Consider the following 16,672-nt stretch of genomic DNA (forward strand, 5'->3'; position numbering starts at 1 on the left):
GCCCCCGACCTCAGGACACCGTGAACCCTCAGGACACCGCGAAAGCCCCCGCCTTCCCCTGGATCGGCCTGCTCACGCTCGCCGGCGCCGTCTTCGTCTCCGTGACGAGCGAGTTCCTCCCGACCGGGCTCATCCCCGACATGTCGCGCGACCTCGGGGTGAGCATCTCGCTCACCGGCCAGCTCGTCACGATCTTCGCCGCGACCGTCGTCGTCGCGACGACTCCGCTGACCCTGGTGACCCAGCGCTTCTCGCGCAAGAGCCTCCTCCTCGTGGCGCTGTGCACCATCGCGGTCGCCAACGTCCTCGCCGCGCTCGCCCCCACCTTCGGGCTGCTCATCGGCGCGCGCATCCTCGGCGGGCTCGCCCACGGCCTCTTCTGGGCGATCGTCGCCGCCTACTCCGCGCACCTCGTCGCTCCGGAGCAGCTCGGCCGCGCGACCGCGATCACGGCGGGCGGCGGATCCGCGGCCTTCGTCCTCGGCGTCCCCCTGGGCACGGCGCTCGGGCACGCGTTCGGCTGGCGGCCCACCTTCGCGATCCTCGGCGGCGTCGTGCTCGTGCTCGCGCTGATCGTGGTGAAGTTCCTGCCCGCGGTCGACCACCACATCCCGCTGCGGACCGGCGAGATCCGCCTGCCGGCGCGGAAGGACCGGACGCTCCCCCGCATCATCGGCGTCTGCGTCGTCATCCTGCTGGTGCTGATCGGCCAGAACACCCTCTCGACCTACATCACGCCCTGGCTCGAGAACGCCTCCTTCGCCCCCGACACGGTGCCGCTCGTGCTCTTCGCGTTCGGCGGCGCAGGGGCGGTCGGACTCGTCCTGGCCGGCTTCGCGACCGACCGGTTCCCCCGCTCGGGCTTCGTGGTCGCCGCGATCGCGGTTGTGCTGGCGCTCGCGGGCCTGGCCGTCGCCGCGGGCACCGGCGCCGCCACGGCCGTGGTCGTCGCCGCCGTGGTCTGGAACATCGCGTTCGGCGGCATCCCGGCGATGCTGCAGACCCGGATGCTGCGCACCTCCTCCTTCCAGCTGCGGAGCCTCGCCGCGGCGCTCCAGACGACGGCGTTCAACATCGGCATCGGCGGCGGCGCGGTCGTCGGCGGGCTGGCGATCGACGCGAGCGGGCTCGACGTGCTGCCGTGGGTCGCGATCGTCATCGTCGCGGTGGGGCTCGTCGTCAGCCTGATCGTCGACGCCCGGGCGACGGCGGCGGTGCGGGCGGAGGCGGTTCCTACTCGCTGATCCTGTTCATGACGGAGGTAGAACGTGCTCCGGCGCGCGCCGATCCGCGTGTTCACGCTCGAGCTGGAACGTTCTTCCTCCGTTGTGAAGACGGCGGCCTCCGGCTTCGTGGACACGGCGGCGTTCCTCCGGCGCGAACACCGGGATGTCGTCCGCACGGCCGACGCTGCGCCGCGGGGAGCAGGGGATACGGTCGAGGGATGAGAGACGGAACCCGATGAGCCCGAGCACCCTCGAGCCGCCGCTGGCCCTCCCCTACTACGGGGCTCCGCCGATGGCGGCGCTCCGCCGCTTCTTCGGCAACTACCTCCGCTTCCGCGGGAGGGCGAGCCGGGCCGAGTACTGGTGGATCATCCTCCTCGGCAGCGTCCTCACAGGGCTGCTGCAGCTGGCCGACGGCGGTCCGTGGCGCCTCGACTTCACGCTGACCCCGTACCCGAGCGGCGCGCCGTTCCAGACCTTCTGGGTGTCGCTCGCCGCGGGCGCGATCGCCCTGGCGACGTTCCTCCCGTCGCTCTCGCTGATCTGGCGGCGACTGCACGACGTGAACCGCAGCGGGCTGTGGATCCTCGCGATCCTCGTGCCGATCGCCGGCTACGTGTTCCTGCTGATCCTGTTCGTGCTGCCGCCGCGGCCGGAGGGCGCGCGGTTCGACTGAGCGGCGGACGCCTCGGCGGTGGAGTGCCGGACCCGGCCGACGAGTCAACGGCCGGCAGACCGGCCGGCGCCTCGACGGGCGCACCAGGCCGCCACCTGTAAGCGCTGGCGCATCGGATGGAAACCTCCGCGGGTCGCCTGATACCGTGCTGCGCAGGTCAGGGTCTCCGCGCGCATGTCTGGGCGTGAGCGCTAGGAATCCGGCCGCACACCTCGGCCCATTCGACGAGAACTCGAGATACTGCACAGCAGTCCTCTTCGCCGGAGACGGTGGAGGAAACCTCCGGACCTCACTAGTCGACGGACGGCCTGGAGGCCCTTTGTAAAGGCGCAGCGGGGCCGTGGGAGCCCCCCGCCTCATCCGGGTCGGCTCGGGGCTCCAGGAGCCTCACCGCGAGCCGGTCGGTCGCAACGACCGCCCTCGAAGACGCGCCGCATCAAGTGACCGTTGGGCACTCGGCTTCACTGCTCTCCCTCAGGGAGCGGAAGGGTGACGTCGACGGCGCGCAACTCCGTCATGTTCGAGCGCTCGACCGCCCGGTAGACCGCCGAGCGCGTCGCCCCAAACTGCTCCGAGAGCTCGGCCACGATGTAGTTGCCCTAGCGGCACTCCGCCACCAGGTGCGCCTCGATCTTCGGGAAGCGCTTCGGCTGGCGGCCGCGCAGGCGCCCCTTCGCCTTCGCGATCCGCATCCCCTCGCGCGTGCGCGACCGGATCAGGTCGCCCTCGAACTCCTCGATCATCGCCAGCACGTTGAACAGCAGCCGGCCCATCGGGTCGTTCGGGTCGTGCAGCGACCCGCCGATATTCAGTCGCACTCCCCTGCGCGCGAGCTCGTCCACGACGTCGCGTGCGTCGGTGGTCGAGCGGGTGAGCCGGTCGAGCTTCGTCACGAACAGAGTCGAGCCGGCGTCGCACGCCGCCAGGTCCTCGCGCAGCGCGGGCCCCTCGCGGTTGCTGCCGGTGAGGCCGGGTCAACGTAGATCCGCTCCGCCGGCACACCGGTCGCAAGCAGCGCGTCGCGCTGCGCCTGCGCGTCCTGCTTATCCGTCGAGACGCGGGCGCCTCCGACAAGCTCATGACGTCCGCCTACGACCACAAACCGGGCCTCAGACCGACCGCCCCTCTACGGACCTCGAGCTGATCGCGGTCAAGATCGCGCTGAACCTCGCGTCATCGGCGGCCTTCATACCGAAGAACGAACGGTCACCGTAGGGGGCGAGCACGACCGATCCGCCCTCCTCGAGGACGACCTCGATCGATCGCCGGGTGAAGAACCGGTCGAGCAGCGGAGTCGGCCGGACGGACGCGATTCGCGACCACGGGAAGGTGACCCGCCGCGCATTCGCCTGCGACAGGATGCTCAGCCCGGTCTCGTCCAGGTGAACGACCGGGTACGACCCCATGCTGACGTCCGGGTCCAAGCCCCTCACCAGCGACCGCAGGTGCTGATGGTAGACGCACGCGAAAGCCTCCCCCGAGGTCCCGGGATCAAGTTCCGCCACCCTCCGCGCGGAGCGCCCGGCTGACGCCCTCGCCCAGAGGAAGAGCCCCACCGCCAAAACCACTAGAGCCCCATCGATGACAGCGACCACCGAATATGACCCGCTCCGGCTCAGAACGAAGAAGTGCTGCGCGACGACGGCACCGACCGCGAGCACGAGCGGAAACCAACGAACCCGGAGAGCAGGAATCGCAGAAACGGTCACGGCATTGGTCATTTGTTCCTCGCTTGTCGCCGAAGTAGCGCCGCAGTCTTCCAGTCCAGATGCGGCTCGCCTGCCTCCCGCAGGATGACACCGGTTCTCGAATCCACCGTAGGAACCGTGATGCGCCCGAACCCCAGGGTCGTGTAACCGGCTTCCTTCTCAGCGGTGACCCTGGATGTGCCGATCGCGAGACAGATCATTGACCAAGCGAGAGCGGCGAAGAACAGCGCCAGCGGCACGAAAAGGGGCAGACGCGATCCCGGAGGAAGGACCGCGAACCCGATGACGAGCCAGATCCAGGCGATCGCCTGGGCGAGCGTTCCCCACCCGGTGTTGAGAATACGTGTACGCGCAGACCACCCGGGCAGCACTTCCACCCTCCCCGGCACCAACGCAGGTTCCCTCTCCGCCCCCGACATCACGCGCCCTCCGTCGACAGCGCCAGGGCGACGGCCCCAGCGGCGCGCGCATCAGCCCGCTGCACCGCCCGATAGACCGTCGAACGCGCGACCTTGAACTCCGCCGCGAGCGCGGCAACGGTGTAGTTCCCGGCACGATGCTCTGCGACCAGATGCGCCTCGATCTTCGGCGACAGCTTCGGCTGACGGCCACGCAGACGCCCCTTGGCCTTCGCGACCTTCATCCCCTCACGCGTGCGGGCGCGAATCAGGTCCCCCTCGAACTCCGCGACCATCGCGAGCACGTTGAACAGCAGCCGGCCGATCGGATCCTCCGGATCATGGACCGACCCCCCGATGCTGAGCTTCACGCCGCGGCGGGTCAGCTCATCAACGATGTCGCGAGCGTCTGTGATGGACCGCGCGAGCCGGTCGAGCTTCGTCACGAGCAGAGTCGATCCGGCGTCGCATGCCGCCAGCGCTTCCCGCAGCGCGGGACGCTCGCGGTTCCGGCCCGTCAGACCGGAATCGACGTAGATCCGATCGGATGGGACGCCGGCCGCCCGGAGTGCGTCGCGCTGCGCGGTCGCATCTTGCTTGTCGGTTGAGACGCGGGCGTATCCCACGAGAGCTGCCATGCGCTCAGTGTGTCAGTTGACGCCCCATCATCGGGCATTTCATCGGGCGGGTCTATTGCGACAAACAGCGCCGCGAGATTCCGGTCTCATGCGCGGCCATCCTGGGCGGACGGATGACGACCCCTCATCGGACGCCGGACGCATCGACGCACTAGCCCTCCGAGGCTCGCGCCGCACTACCGTCGAATGCGCCCGCCCAAGGCACCCCTAATCCAGTAAGGGGTGTCCTGCCCGCAGCACGGTGAGGGTGGCAGCCCGTTCGAGCCGGGCCGGGTCAGAGGAGCCTCGCGCTGCGGGCGCGAGGCTCCCGCTCGACGCGGAGAGCGATTCCCTATCGGTACGCATGTCCAAATCCTCGCGCATCGAACAGGGGCCGGAGAGGCTCCTCGACGCCGGAGCGGCTGTCCTCATCTACTCCGGAGGTGTCCGTTAGGGGGACTTGGGTTCAGCCGGTCGTTGCAATACCACCGTGAGTCGGAGTGTTGGCGATGGGATCGAAGTTGAAGCAGCGTGCCCGGGGTGGCGCGGTTCTGGGAGCTGCCGAGGGAAGGGTCGAGTCGGTCGGCGGCCCGTGATGCTGTCGGCGTGCCGGTGAAGAGCCGCTCAACGGAGCAATCAGCTGCTTTCCGTCCGTCGCCTCGCAGGGGGTGTCTGCTCGGATCTTATGCTTGATTCGTCACATTGTTTAGTGGTTCAGTATCGCGTCGACGTTTTCGGTCGTTCCGTATCCCACCATTCGATGAGGTTGGCGTGCAAGATTAGCGCGAAGGCTTCGACTGCAAGGTCGCCTCCGGTGGTCAGGGAATCGATTGCGGCAGGGTCCCACTGGTCGAGATTCACTACCTCGTCAGTGGAGGTGGGTGTAGCTCGAATGGTTGTGTCAACGCTCCATCCGTTTGAGCTGTGGGTTGCGGTAGCCGCGATGACGTCGTACGGGGTGGAGTAGTGGCGGCGCATCCACCCCACGACGTCGGCGAGGTCGCGGGTGTCGGTCAATCGTTCTCGATCGGGGTGTAGACGGGGCATCCGGTCCCGTAGGGCGGTTGGATGATGGGTGCGGCGGTGGTGCTGCTGGTAGATCGGGTGTTTATGGTGCTGTCGATTTTGTAGGCGTTGACGATGCCGATGGGGTTAGCGAGGGCATCGGAGCCGTTGTAGGCGTTATATCCGAAGAGAACGAAGTAGACGGGTGTGCAGTTCGCGTCGTAGAGCGTCTTAGAGCCTGAGCTCCCGGGTGCGTAGAGGCCGTAGCTGAGTGTCTGCTGAATATCGAAGTTGGTGTCCGCGTCAAAGTGGCCGCGAGCGATGATGTGATTCAGTCCGAACCGGGAATTTCCGCAACGCAGCGGCAGGTGCGACAACCGTACCCAGGACGAGCGCAACGAACACCGTGGCGATTTTGCCAGCGGACCGATTTCGTGAGGTGTGCATGACTATTACGACCTTCATCCAAGTCCCCGCGCTCACCCCTTGTGAGCGGTCGTCGTGCACGTCTAGGTCTACTCCGCATAGCTCGGCAATACAACCCTGGGTGTTGCCGACACCCGGGCTTGGCAGCGGGACACGCATGCCCTTCGAAGATCATCAGTGGGACAGTGTTCGTGGCAGCGAGCTGCAAGTTGGCGTCTGCGGGAGGGCCGTTCCCCGCACCAGCCCGGCGCGCGGGATGCGCCGCGCGCGGGCGCGGGCGGCAGCGTTCCGCAGGACAGCCGCTCGCGGCCATCACTGCTACTGCAGCGACCAGCGCCAGTTCCGAGCGCAGTAGGAACATCCCGCGCTGATGTCCTCCGGCCCGAACGTCGGAGTAATGATCGACGGTGCGAGCTTCACCGCCACAGGCTTCGCGGGACGATACCGCCGCCCGCAGACGTCTAGGCGCCCGGCCAACCATCCCCATAAGGGACGCCGCCTGCCGACGAGAGATCCGGCTCAACGGTCTCGACGACGCACTCTCGACACGCGTACAGGGATTCCAACTCCGGGCTTCGCTGGCATGTACCCGTAGTTGTCCGCCCACAGCTCCGGCTCGCTCGCGCGGTCGATCCAACGCAGCGAGTACACCCGACCCCGGACGTCGACCGAACCTCCGAGTAGTTCATCGAAGACCGACTCATCACCCAGCTCGAAACCGTCCTCGTACGGCGGGCCCACGCGCGGATGGGATTCATCGAAAGCAGGCTCATAGAAAAACGTCCACGCGATCCCCCATCGCGGATCACTCAGCTCCCGCCTCCACCACGGGCCGCTGGCCGCGAGGTGAGCACCGACCTGCACCGAGAAGTAGCCCGCTAGACCACCCTCGAATGACGCCTCAGCGACAGCCTCGCGAAACCGCTCGAGCTCAGGACGCAACTGCGGCGAATCGCGCTTACTCGAGTGGAAGAACATTCGCTGACGGTACTGCGCCGAACACGCCACAGCCACCAGGCTGCTCAGTGGGTGACCGGCCACCCATCCGCATACGGGATGCTTCAACTTGCCGATGGTGCTTAGGCTCCAGTCGTGGACTCTCCGTTTCGACACCATCGACAGGCAGGCATCATCAGTCCCGCCTCAACGCTTGACCTGCCCGCATCGATCACCTGCTCCACGTACTACCGTCCTCGCGCCGGCAGCAACGACGACGCCTTCGCTGATCGGATCGTGATCGAGCGGTGCGACGGCATGTACTTACTCGAAGGCCCTTCGCTGAGTTATCCCAACCTGCAACTGAAACTCGAGTACTCCGGGGAGGCTCCGGAAGGTCACTTCGTCAGCGTCAACGTCTCCGACCTGCGTGGGAACCGGCTGCTGCGAACGCTGTACCAGTACGCGAACGCGGACGCTCTGCGCAACGACCTCGGAGGCGGGCACGGCTTCACTGGCCTCAACTACTTCTACCGCGACGGAGCGGAACTGCAGTACTGGTGCAGCGTCGAAGCATCAGAGTGACCGGCCGACCATCCCTTCACGGAACGACACTGCGCACTCCTTGCGCCGAGTGGGGCGGCCAGCAGGTGGCAGGTTCAGCTATCTCGATGCGGCGAGATCCGGTAGCTGTTCGGTGTCGTGGTCACAGAGCGTCTGGCGCAACAGCACGATCGCGGCGGCGTAGCGGGTGCGGGCGGTGGACGTCGGCAGGCGGAGAACTCGCGCCGCTTCGGTCACAGTGAATCCATCCCAGTGAACGAGTTCGATGACTTCTCTGAGTTTCGCTGGCAACGAGCGCACGGCCCTCTGCACGTCAATCTGGTCATCGGATGGCATCGGGAGCTGTTGACCGTTCTGGCGGAGGTCGTCCGCGAGGGCCGTCGTCAGGCGGTCCTGCCCGACTTTTTTCCGCTGATGGTTTGCGAGCTTGTGGCGGGCAGTGACGAAGAGCCACATGCGGCCGCGGACAGGGTCGGTGGGCATGATCGCGATGCGCTTCCATGCCGTCTCCGCGGTTTCTGCGAGCAGGTCGGCGGCGTCCTCGTGATTCGAGGTACGCCGGAGCAGGTACGCGAGCAGGTCCGCGGCGTTGTCCTCGATCGCGGTGCGAAGGATGCGTGCTCGCTCGTCAGCGGTCCGCATCATTCGCTTCCACAGTCGATCGATGAAGCCATCGACACCTCTTCGGTGAAGCCCTGGTCCTTGAGCTGCTGACTCACAAGCTGCAACGCCACGGATGAGATCCCGCTCCAGCGTTGCTGAACAGCAGGCTTGGGAGTGTTCGGCGGGAACATGAACTCCGGCGCCGATCCGATATCGAGATTGGCCAGATCAAGCCCGCGTAGCGCCTGTTCGGCCGCGGCCATCCCTTCAGGGGTGTTCAGCGCCCGGTTCGCGGGGTCCAGGGGCTGCACCTGGATCGTCGCAGAGCACGACTCGCCGTCGACGGTCACGACGTACGGCATCACCTCGCCCATAAGCACCGGACGATTCAGTAGTGGAGCGGCGACTGCGACGCCGGCCCCGCCCGTCAGTACCAGCCCGGCCAGCGCAGATGCCGTCCACAGCCGCCGTCTGCGACGGACCGCGCGAGTGGGTTCGGCGTCGAGCATGATCTTGACTGCCTCCTCGCCCCACTGGGGCGGCAGGCTCGGGTACGGGTTGGTGCTGTCCAGTTCGACAGTGGTGAAGTGATTCAACGCAGGCCCTCCAATTTCGCCTCTACACAGCACATGTCGCGGCGGCCTCGAAAACGCGGACGCTCGAAAATTTTGTGCCACCGTCGCGTCCGCGGGCGCATGGGCTCAGCGTCAGTTCGCTCTTATCGACACCGGCAGATCGGTACCGGTCACACCTCGGTGGTCTTTCAAGCAGGACCGGCGGACGTAGCCTTCTCAGCATGACGACGCCGGCTGAGTCCGTGCCCCTGACCAGCCGACGCCCGCCGCAGCGGCGGCGGCACGGGGCGCTGCTGTTCCTTCGAGACGTGGTGGTCATCGTCCTGGTAGCAGTTCTGGTTTCCAGCCTGGTCAAGACGTTCCTCGTGCGGTCGTTCTACATCCCGTCGTCATCGATGAACAACACGCTGGTGCAGGACGACCGCATCATCGTCAACGAGCTCGTCCCCGATGTCGTGCCCCTCTCCCGCGGAGACGTCATCGTGTTCAAGGACCCGGGCGGATGGCTTCAGCCCGTCCTGCAGACCGAGGACACGTCCATCGCCGGGCTGTTCGAGAACACGCTGCAGGCGGTGGGACTGGCGCCCGAGGAGACCAACGATCACCTCATCAAGCGGCTGATCGGGCTTCCTGGCGATCACGTCGTCTGCTGCACGCCGTTGGGGCAGATGACCGTGAACGGGCAGCCCCTCGATGAGGCCTCGTACATCAAGGACGGCGAGAATGCCCCGGCCGCGTCGAGCATCCCGTTCGATGTCACCGTGCCCCCTGATGGGCTCTGGGTGATGGGCGACAACCGGGGGAACTCCGCCGACTCCCGCCTCCAACAGGGCACGCCCTCCAAGGGCTTCGTCCCGATCGACAACGTGACAGGCCGAGCCGTCGCGATCACGTGGCCGATCGACCGATGGCGCTGGCTCGACAACTTCCCCAACACGTTCCAGGGCCTCGATCCTCGCTAGGGCCGCCGCCCGGAGGGCGATCCCCATACGGACGCCTCGATCGGCGGGCGGACCTCTCGCGGTTGCCTAGCAAGCAGACCGTCCTCACTGGCTAGTCTTCGCTCGTGACCTCTCCGGCCTTCGCAATAGACCTCGACCGCGCTCGCTTCCGAATCGGTGTCTTCGCGGTCGTTCACTTCGCACTCGCCGTCGCCCTGGTCCCGTTCACGCTGCTGCACTACGGCAACCTGATGCACCCGGCCTTCGATGAAGCACAGGACCTGCGCGATTTCGGACCAGCCGTGCAGTGGGCAACGCTTGGCGCATGGGTGCCGGTCCTCGTGACACCCGTCGTCGCCTTCATCACCGTCCGCCGACTCACTCACCCTCGCCAGCGCTACTGGATCGTGCCGGTCATCGGCATCGCCGCCTCCGTGACACTCCACTTCCTGCCGTACCTCTTCTTCGAGACGCCGCAGCTACCCACCGGCGGCTGAGGGGGGCGATAGCTGCGCCGACTAGTGACCGTGCAGGGATCCTCTTACGGAACGGTTCAGTGGCGCCCGCGTCGCATGTGCAGGGGACCTTGAACATCTAAATGCTCACGGTCGTCTGCACGAGTGCCGCGGTGACGCGAAGAGGTGTGCAGGCGACTGCGAGGACCGACAGCGGCGTACGCAACTCGCGGGCGACCGGTTGACGACCCCTCAACGGACGCCGCGGCGCTGGTAGAGCTATCTTCAAGATGGACACGGGAGGGCTGATGCGAGCCGAATGGAACGAAGCGTTCTTTGACGCGCAGCGCGAGGAACCGCTGACCTATTGGGTCTGCTTCTGGATTGGCGCCGATGACGAGCTGGCGGTGACCCATGACCCGCAGCGGATCACGGACGCCGACTCGGTCGAGGAGGTCCTGGCCTGGATTCACGACACGAAGGGCGACCGAGACTTCGAGCTGTTCGTGGAGACCCTCAACCACACCGAGACCCGCGAGCACGGCTGGATGCCAGCCCGAAACCTCATCCACCTCGCCGGCAATTACCGCCCACCAGGAACGACTTCCACCCTCTCTGCAAGCTCGGAGAACTAGCAGCACCTCCACCCCGGCCGGGCGACACGAGAAAACAGCTAGCCGCCCAGCAGTGCCCGCCCGGGGCGACGTCGACCCGAACCACGCGAAGCCTTGGCGGGGCAGCGGGCTCCGGGTTGGATGAGCACATGCAGAGCCGAAAGTCGAGCAAACCAGCGACCAGCCGCACGTCATCGATCCGGTAGTCGTACTCCGAAACCGGATGACGCCGCCGCACCCCGACGGCCTCGAGCGCTGCGGCAAGCTCGGCGTCCAGCAACATGCGCTGATCCTCTCAGACGCACGGCCAGCGATCCCCTTACGGGACAGGCGTCTTCCATGGTCCTGACGTGCTTGAACGAGGCCGGAGCGGATCGGGCTCAGAGCACATCGACGCGGCTACCCACTCCGTCATCCAGTGACCCGTTGCGAAGCTGCCGTGGCTCGAACAGGCTGAGGCCGTGCACTCCAGCCTTGAGGACCCGTACCCGCCGTCGCTTGATGAAGTGACCACTCGATTCCCTGGTGCGCTGTTCACGTTGCAGCAGCAACCCTCCGTCGAAGAGATCGCTGTAGGGACGATCGTGCACACCACAAACGAGCAGAGCCGCTACCTCTCCGCGGCGATCACCTACACCCTCTGGCGCCGACCGGAGAACCGAGACGATCCCGCCAACCTGGCCGACATCAGCAGCGAGCTGCGCACTCAGCTCGACGAACCACCAGTGCGCCCCCTTCCCGCACGACTCGTGGAGATAAGAGCTCGACTCCAGTTCCCGATGCTCTGGGAAGCAGTGCTGACGACGCTCATCGACCCGAAGGACCCCGGTCCACGAACGATCGAATCAACGCTGACGGATCATGTGAATCACGTGCTGAGGAACCGATTCCGCGATACGCGCGTCCAAGGGACGCTGCCAGGGGAACTGCTAGGCGGAGCGACCGCGGCTGCGGTCGAGCGTGGCGTGGCAGTCAGCGTCGACAGCCGACCGGAAAACGGGGTTCTACTTGATACCGACGCTCACGTCCTCGGTATCGGAGCCGAACTCGAGGGTCGCCACATAACGGCCGTCATCGCACGCGACGATCTACCCTTCCTCAACCTCGCGTTCGCGACCAGACAATCCACGGGCGCCCTTTGACGGGCTGATCCAGCCCTGTACGGGAGGGGCGGATCAACCCCGGTGATCCGACCGTCCCGCGTGGGGATCCCCATACGGGATCAGTAGCACGGCGTCGCCAGCACCTGCGCTGGTACGCTCCCCACCATTCGACCTACTCGAGGGGCAGCACGATGCAGACGCTTCGCAACACCGTGTTGACCGTGACGGTTGCAGCGCTGGTCTCCGGCTTCCTCGCCGTGGGTGCGGTGGCCATCGGGATCACCAGCGCAAAACCTGGCGCCGGAAGCCCCGAGCCGATCGCGTACTCCGAGCCGAGCTGGACGGACACCAGCACGCTCATCATCGGCGGTTACGAGACGCCTTCTCCTGAAATGATCGCGACCACTCCCCCGCTCTCTGCAGAGTGACGACGGCACCTGCCGACGATCCGGCTCGCTGCGAGACGGGGGCATTCTCGTGACGTGGGAGCAATGGACGTTCTCGCTCGGAGCGATCCCCGTGTCGCTCATCGTTCTCAGGAACGTGCTGTGGAGATTCGGCTGCACGAACTCCGGGAGCAAGATCCTTTTCGCCTTCGGCCTCGGAGCGTGCCTGCTGTGCATCGCCCTCGCTGTGATCTGGCAGGTCCACGCCGCGAACGCCGACTGGGCTCCGCCCGGGTACGACCAGAACGAAGTCGGCGGCCTCATCCTCTGGACTCTCTACTGGAACGCGGTCGCCGGCTTCTTCACCGCGCTCGGCATCCGGGTCACCGACATCCTGATCATCGAACGGACGCGGCGGATATCCGCCGCCGTCGTCCCTGACGCAGGGTGAAGAGCAAGACGTCCGGCTAGCGATCCCCATACGGGACGTCGGCCGCGCGGCGGAAGCCAACCATTTAGAACTTGGACGGCGTTCCTGAGACGTTCCGCGCCCGACCGGCCGTGTCCATAGTGAAGAGCAAGGTCTGCTCGAGGAGGAAACGATGGACGACGACGGATTCGATGAGTTCCTGGCCCGCTCGGGACGTAGTCCGATAGGTGGGCTCGCGTCTCGCACTGTTATTGAGGACCTGGTGTCCGCCACCGCGGAGAGCGCGACACCACGGCGTCCGTGGTGGCGTCGCCCGCTTCTAATCCTCCCCGTGATCGGTGTCCTCGCCGCGACGACAGCCGGGGCCGTCGTCTTCACCGTGGGATTCGATGCGGACGCGATCGTCCCGATCAACTACACGACCGACTCGGGTCGACAGGTCAGCTGTCACTACGCGGTCGAGGCCGGCATCGGCGGCACGAGCGACCCGGCAGCGGTAAAGGACTTCATCGCTGAGCACGACTGGTCAGGGATCGGCCAGCGCGTCTACGAAGAAGCCCTCGCACATCCCTACATCCCACGGAACAGCGAAGAGGCCGCCGGCCTCACGCAGGCCAACCTCGACAAGTTCTCGTTCGGGGCGGCTCTGACCACGGTGATCTGGGCCGAAGTCCCCGACGAACTGGTGCCCGAGGACATGCTGAGCGGAGCCGAATCCGACTGCGAAGGAGAACTGCGGTGACCCTGGACGACCAGCTGTCATCGAAAGCCTCCTCGACGCGGCGAGGCGACGACGAGCGCGCCAGACGGGTGGAGCTCCTGCTTCTCGCCCAGGCGGAACCGCTACTGCGCTACTTCTCCCGCCGAGCTCCCCTGGATGACGCCCCCGACCTCCTCAGCGAGACCATGCTCACCGTCTGGCGCCGCGCGAAAGACGTACCCGCCGGCAACGAAGGGACGCTCTGGATCTACGGGGTCGCACGCCGAGTCCTCGCTACTCACCACCGCTCGAATCGCCGCCGAACCAGCCTCGTTGACCGCCTCCGAGACCAGATTGTCGTTCACAACCCGGCCCACGACCAGCTGGACGACATCAGCGCGCACCTCCACCACCTCATCGAGAGGTTGCCCGCCGTTGATCGCGACATCATCGGCTTGGTCCACTGGGAAGGCTTCACCCTCGAAGAAGCCGCACGCATCCTCGAGAAAAACCCCTCCACGATCCGGACCCGATACGCGCGACTTCGACAACAGCTGAAGTCGGAACTCCAAGCCGAGGTCTAGCTCCGTCAGATGGCCATCCCCTTACGGGACAGACTCTCGACTGATTCCATCGTCGCGTCGTCAATTCGGGGTCCTGCCGGACATGTACAGAGTGAAGGCCACTCGAGCGCACAGGAGCAGATCATGACCACCGAACCTCACGACGCGGGCAGCGATCGGGCGATGAACGCGCTCCTGGACGAATCGGCGCCGCCGACCCCACTGGCGGAAGCCGTCTCCGACTCCTCTCTTCGAGAGATGATTCGCGGAGCGGAGTGGAACGCGCGACGCGGCAGGCGACAGGCGACGCCTCGTGCGCTCGTGATCGGGACCGTCGTCGCTCTCACGCTGGGCGGCACGGGTGCAGCAGCGGCAGCGACGCTCTCGGGGTGGGAGCCGTGGGTGGCGGATCCGGATTCCGTTGTCCACTTCACCCTGCCCAGCGGAAGAGAATGCGAGCTCCGAAGCGTCGCCAAGGAAGGCGACCCGGAGGACATCAAGGAGATGCAGGACGTGCTTCGCACCACCGACGTGCTCGCCCTCGCGGACGTCGACGGCGAGCTTGCTCGGATCGTCGCCCGGGACGTGACCGTCCGCGGCGACGACGGCGACACCGTGGTGCCCGCGACCGAGTTGTACTCCGAAGATGAGCTGTACCGCCAAGCCGTGGAGGGCGCGATCATCAACGTCGTCTGGGACGAGCTCGAAGATCGAGGAGTGGTCGATCCCGTCACCGGATCGGATCTCTCCTTCGGAAGCCAGGACGACTGCGCAGACCTCACCCAGGCAGACCGCACCCAGTGAGCCGCCGCGACACCCGAGCCGATCGCGTGGTCACGATCCTCGACGCCACAGCCCGTGACCTTCTGAACTACCTCGAACGCCGAGTCGGCGCCGACGACGCTCCCGACGCGCTCTCCGAGACAATGACGATCGCGTGGCGCCGATCGTCATCCATGCCCCTGCCAGACGAGGACGCCCGCCTCTGGCTGTTCGGGGTCGCGCGGAACGTCGTCCTGAACACCAGCAGGACCCGCCGGCGCCAAGACCTCCTCGCCGAGAAGCTCCGCGGCACCATCGACCCCACCGTCGTGATCGCAGAACCCTCCGACATCGCCCTCGACGTACGGGCAGCTCTGGACAAGCTCGCTCCAGAGCTCGCAGAGCTCGTGCGACTGGTGCACTGGGACGGCTTCTCTCTCAGCGAGGCAGCTCAGATCGTCTCCGTCCCGCCGTCAACGGCGCGCAGTCGGTACCAGAAGGCGAAGCGCGAGCTCGGTGACCTGCTGTCCCCGCAGCCCTCGGAACGAGCACTTAGGTCTGCAGAGAAACGCTGGGTCTGACGCGCTAGCCCATCGGCTATCGAGACAAGTTCCGGCAGCGGCGGGGGTGTCGGACCACGCGGCCGTTGGCGAGAACCGCACATTGCGAGCCGTATTTCCTGAGTCCGACGACCCACGTCTGAGCGATCCGTCCGACCAGGCTGTGACCATGACTGAATCGCCCATCACTCGATCAACTCTTCTCCACCAGTCGCTTGCAGGCGGCATGGACGTGTCCCACGTCGAGGTGCGCCGAATCTCAATCGCAGCTGGCACGAAGGGCGGTGCTCACGTTCACAACGGCCCTGTCTTCGGAGCCATCGAAAGGGGGTCGGTCACATTCCAGATCGGTGAGGAGGCACAAACCACCCTTCGCGCCGGCGACGTCTTCTACGAGCCTGCCGGGGTCATCGTCTCCAAGTTCGACACCACGAGCGAAGACGTCGTGTTCATCGGCTACTTCCTCCTGTCGGACGGGGCAGCACCCGAGATCGAGTTCACTGCGCAGGACTGACCGCTAGCCCGTCCCCGTACGGGCGGCCTCCCGCGACGGATCGCACGCGCACATAACGCTGGTCGAGTGGTCGGAACGTGGAATCCTCGTCCCATGATCGTGAGCGACGGACAGGCCTGCGCCCCAGGGGACCTCGACGTGCTCACCGACCGACTCCGACTGTGCCGGCCCGCCGAAACCGACCTCCACGAGCTGTCCCGCCTCTACACCGATCCGCGGATCGCGGAAGAAGATCCGCTCCTCCTCCATCTCTCCGCCGATCAGACCCGGGCCGTCATCGCGTACCGGAGGACCCAGTGGACACAAGACGGACTCAGCAGCTGGGTGATCCGCCGGCGCGACTCCCCCACCGACAACCATGATCTGATCGGAATGGGCGGATGCACCCTCCTCTCCGACGCGGCCTGGAACGTGGCGTTCACCCTCCACCCCGACCACTGGAGCAAGGGCTACGCGCAGGAAGTCGCCCTCACCGGCATCGAACTCGCCCACTTACTCCGACCGGAGCTGCCCATCACCGCGGTCGTCGCAGAACGCAACGCACGCTCCCGCCGCACGATTGAGCGACTCGGCCTCCAGCGGAGGTGGGAAGGTCCGGATGCGCACAGCCCAGACCCGACCGCTCGAATCGTCCTCTACGCCGACCGCCAGCTCTCCATCGAACAAGTCCGCCAACTCACCAGCTAAATCCGGCCACAGCACGACCTCATCAGCCGGCCAGGGATCCCTCACGGGACCGTCAATGGTGATGAGGCGATGAGTGAGCACGTTCGTGCCTGCGTCAAGACAGTGGATCTGTCGCGGTGGAGCATCCCCTACCGGACGCATGGTTGACGGTCCCATGGAGGGCGGCCGCCTCCACTAGACCTCTTTATCCGACTGGGGTAGCTACCCTCGAGCCCATGACCG

22 protein-coding genes and 1 pseudogene are annotated in these 16,672 nt (G+C 66.2%); 15 read left to right on the top strand and 8 right to left on the bottom strand.

What is annotated here, in order from left to right; genetic code table 11:
* Both C5C30_RS16550 and C5C30_RS16555 read left to right on the top strand, forming a co-directional pair.
* On the top strand, nucleotides 1-1,244 hold a 1,244-nt coding region (locus C5C30_RS16550; RefSeq protein WP_219813009.1), incomplete at its 5' end, for an MFS transporter.
* A gap of 217 nt (nucleotides 1,245-1,461) precedes the next feature.
* Nucleotides 1,462-1,902: a DUF805 domain-containing protein gene (locus tag C5C30_RS16555; RefSeq protein ID WP_181065714.1), complete on the top strand. Its 441-nt coding sequence runs from the start codon at nucleotides 1,462-1,464 to the stop codon at nucleotides 1,900-1,902.
* Nucleotides 1,903-2,363: 461 nt separating this feature from the next.
* Here C5C30_RS16555 and C5C30_RS16560 read toward each other — a convergent pair.
* The 6 genes and pseudogenes from C5C30_RS16560 to C5C30_RS16580 all read right to left on the bottom strand — a co-directional run bounded on the left by C5C30_RS16560 (nucleotide 2,364) and on the right by C5C30_RS16580 (nucleotide 7,035).
* Nucleotides 2,364-3,001 (bottom strand): annotated as a pseudogene (locus C5C30_RS16560) (recombinase family protein).
* Between the two features lie 10 nt (nucleotides 3,002-3,011).
* Nucleotides 3,012-3,623, bottom strand: a complete 612-nt coding sequence (locus tag C5C30_RS16565) for a hypothetical protein (protein WP_104226410.1) — start codon at nucleotides 3,621-3,623, stop codon at nucleotides 3,012-3,014.
* On the bottom strand, nucleotides 3,620-3,988 hold the full coding sequence (locus tag C5C30_RS16570) for a hypothetical protein (RefSeq protein ID WP_146081566.1): 369 nt from the start codon (nucleotides 3,986-3,988) through the stop codon (nucleotides 3,620-3,622). The genes C5C30_RS16565 and C5C30_RS16570 overlap by 4 nt, the downstream gene beginning before the upstream one ends.
* Before the next feature lie 41 nt (nucleotides 3,989-4,029).
* Complete coding sequence (locus tag C5C30_RS16575) at nucleotides 4,030-4,647, bottom strand: recombinase family protein (protein ID WP_104334131.1); 618 nt, start codon at nucleotides 4,645-4,647, stop codon at nucleotides 4,030-4,032.
* Between the two features lie 992 nt (nucleotides 4,648-5,639).
* On the bottom strand, nucleotides 5,640-6,008 hold the full coding sequence (locus C5C30_RS17445) for a hypothetical protein (protein WP_146076920.1): 369 nt from the start codon (nucleotides 6,006-6,008) through the stop codon (nucleotides 5,640-5,642).
* A gap of 568 nt (nucleotides 6,009-6,576) precedes the next feature.
* The gene (locus C5C30_RS16580; protein WP_146081567.1) at nucleotides 6,577-7,035 is read right to left on the bottom strand and encodes a hypothetical protein; all 459 of its coding nucleotides are present in this window, start codon (nucleotides 7,033-7,035) and stop codon (nucleotides 6,577-6,579) included.
* A 114-nt stretch (nucleotides 7,036-7,149) separates the two neighbouring features.
* Between C5C30_RS16580 and C5C30_RS16585 the strand changes: the two genes are divergently transcribed.
* Complete coding sequence (locus tag C5C30_RS16585) at nucleotides 7,150-7,578, top strand: hypothetical protein (RefSeq protein ID WP_146081568.1); 429 nt, start codon at nucleotides 7,150-7,152, stop codon at nucleotides 7,576-7,578.
* A 78-nt stretch (nucleotides 7,579-7,656) separates the two neighbouring features.
* On the opposite strand, the gene C5C30_RS16590 is transcribed toward C5C30_RS16585, so the two are convergent.
* On the bottom strand, nucleotides 7,657-8,202 hold the full coding sequence (locus C5C30_RS16590; protein WP_219814333.1) for an RNA polymerase sigma factor: 546 nt from the start codon (nucleotides 8,200-8,202) through the stop codon (nucleotides 7,657-7,659).
* Complete coding sequence (locus tag C5C30_RS17450; RefSeq protein WP_146081569.1) at nucleotides 8,199-8,756, bottom strand: hypothetical protein; 558 nt, start codon at nucleotides 8,754-8,756, stop codon at nucleotides 8,199-8,201. Before C5C30_RS17450 ends, C5C30_RS16590 begins: the two co-directional genes overlap by 4 nt.
* A gap of 200 nt (nucleotides 8,757-8,956) precedes the next feature.
* Between C5C30_RS17450 and lepB the strand changes: the two genes are divergently transcribed.
* From lepB to C5C30_RS16650, 12 genes are all read left to right on the top strand, one after another.
* Complete coding sequence (gene lepB, locus C5C30_RS16600) at nucleotides 8,957-9,697, top strand: signal peptidase I (RefSeq protein ID WP_104261690.1); 741 nt, start codon at nucleotides 8,957-8,959, stop codon at nucleotides 9,695-9,697.
* A 104-nt stretch (nucleotides 9,698-9,801) separates the two neighbouring features.
* Nucleotides 9,802-10,173, top strand: a complete 372-nt coding sequence (locus C5C30_RS16605; RefSeq protein ID WP_104334132.1) for a hypothetical protein — start codon at nucleotides 9,802-9,804, stop codon at nucleotides 10,171-10,173.
* A gap of 248 nt (nucleotides 10,174-10,421) precedes the next feature.
* Nucleotides 10,422-10,766, top strand: a complete 345-nt coding sequence (locus tag C5C30_RS16610) for a hypothetical protein (RefSeq protein ID WP_104261691.1) — start codon at nucleotides 10,422-10,424, stop codon at nucleotides 10,764-10,766.
* Between the two features lie 440 nt (nucleotides 10,767-11,206).
* Nucleotides 11,207-11,887 (top strand): hypothetical protein, encoded by a 681-nt coding sequence (locus C5C30_RS16615; RefSeq protein ID WP_104267953.1) that lies wholly within the window; start codon nucleotides 11,207-11,209, stop codon nucleotides 11,885-11,887.
* A gap of 152 nt (nucleotides 11,888-12,039) precedes the next feature.
* Nucleotides 12,040-12,276 carry a hypothetical protein gene (locus C5C30_RS17455; RefSeq protein WP_146081570.1) on the top strand — a complete coding sequence of 79 codons (237 nt, stop codon included), beginning with the start codon at nucleotides 12,040-12,042 and terminating at the stop codon, nucleotides 12,274-12,276.
* A 91-nt stretch (nucleotides 12,277-12,367) separates the two neighbouring features.
* A complete protein-coding gene (locus C5C30_RS16625) occupies nucleotides 12,368-12,685 on the top strand; it encodes a hypothetical protein (protein ID WP_146081571.1) in 318 nt (105 codons plus the stop codon).
* A 151-nt stretch (nucleotides 12,686-12,836) separates the two neighbouring features.
* Entirely contained in the window at nucleotides 12,837-13,406 is a 570-nt protein-coding gene (locus C5C30_RS17850) for a hypothetical protein (RefSeq protein ID WP_181125583.1), read from the top strand.
* Entirely contained in the window at nucleotides 13,403-13,948 is a 546-nt protein-coding gene (locus C5C30_RS16630) for an RNA polymerase sigma factor (RefSeq protein ID WP_181065503.1), read from the top strand. Before C5C30_RS17850 ends, C5C30_RS16630 begins: the two co-directional genes overlap by 4 nt.
* Before the next feature lie 9 nt (nucleotides 13,949-13,957).
* Nucleotides 13,958-14,731, top strand: coding sequence for a hypothetical protein (locus tag C5C30_RS16635; protein ID WP_146081572.1), 774 nt, complete (start codon nucleotides 13,958-13,960; stop codon nucleotides 14,729-14,731).
* 26 nt (nucleotides 14,732-14,757) lie between these two features.
* Nucleotides 14,758-15,270, top strand: a complete 513-nt coding sequence (locus C5C30_RS16640) for an RNA polymerase sigma factor (RefSeq protein WP_146078957.1) — start codon at nucleotides 14,758-14,760, stop codon at nucleotides 15,268-15,270.
* Nucleotides 15,271-15,418: 148 nt separating this feature from the next.
* Nucleotides 15,419-15,763: a cupin domain-containing protein gene (locus tag C5C30_RS16645; protein WP_146081573.1), complete on the top strand. Its 345-nt coding sequence runs from the start codon at nucleotides 15,419-15,421 to the stop codon at nucleotides 15,761-15,763.
* Nucleotides 15,764-15,856: 93 nt separating this feature from the next.
* Complete coding sequence (locus C5C30_RS16650) at nucleotides 15,857-16,450, top strand: GNAT family N-acetyltransferase (protein ID WP_104267955.1); 594 nt, start codon at nucleotides 15,857-15,859, stop codon at nucleotides 16,448-16,450.
* Nucleotides 16,451-16,672: the final 222 nt, after the last annotated feature.

This window comes from Rathayibacter sp. AY2B5 (genome assembly GCF_002931645.1).
GTDB lineage: Bacteria > Actinomycetota > Actinomycetes > Actinomycetales > Microbacteriaceae > Rathayibacter.

Coding starts and splice junctions, on each gene's coding strand:
- C5C30_RS16555 (WP_181065714.1), top strand. CDS start 1,462: ATGAGCCCGAGCACCCTCGAGCCGCCGCTGGCCCTCCCCTACTACGGG.
- C5C30_RS16565 (WP_104226410.1), bottom strand. CDS start 3,623: ATGACCAATGCCGTGACCGTTTCTGCGATTCCTGCTCTCCGGGTTCGT.
- C5C30_RS16575 (WP_104334131.1), bottom strand. CDS start 4,647: ATGGCAGCTCTCGTGGGATACGCCCGCGTCTCAACCGACAAGCAAGAT.
- C5C30_RS16580 (WP_146081567.1), bottom strand. CDS start 7,035: ATGTTCTTCCACTCGAGTAAGCGCGATTCGCCGCAGTTGCGTCCTGAG.
- C5C30_RS16590 (WP_219814333.1), bottom strand. CDS start 8,202: ATGATGCGGACCGCTGACGAGCGAGCACGCATCCTTCGCACCGCGATC.
- lepB (WP_104261690.1), top strand. CDS start 8,957: ATGACGACGCCGGCTGAGTCCGTGCCCCTGACCAGCCGACGCCCGCCG.
- C5C30_RS16610 (WP_104261691.1), top strand. CDS start 10,422: ATGGACACGGGAGGGCTGATGCGAGCCGAATGGAACGAAGCGTTCTTT.
- C5C30_RS17455 (WP_146081570.1), top strand. CDS start 12,040: ATGCAGACGCTTCGCAACACCGTGTTGACCGTGACGGTTGCAGCGCTG.
- C5C30_RS17850 (WP_181125583.1), top strand. CDS start 12,837: ATGGACGACGACGGATTCGATGAGTTCCTGGCCCGCTCGGGACGTAGT.
- C5C30_RS16635 (WP_146081572.1), top strand. CDS start 13,958: ATGGCCATCCCCTTACGGGACAGACTCTCGACTGATTCCATCGTCGCG.
- C5C30_RS16645 (WP_146081573.1), top strand. CDS start 15,419: ATGACTGAATCGCCCATCACTCGATCAACTCTTCTCCACCAGTCGCTT.
- C5C30_RS16650 (WP_104267955.1), top strand. CDS start 15,857: ATGATCGTGAGCGACGGACAGGCCTGCGCCCCAGGGGACCTCGACGTG.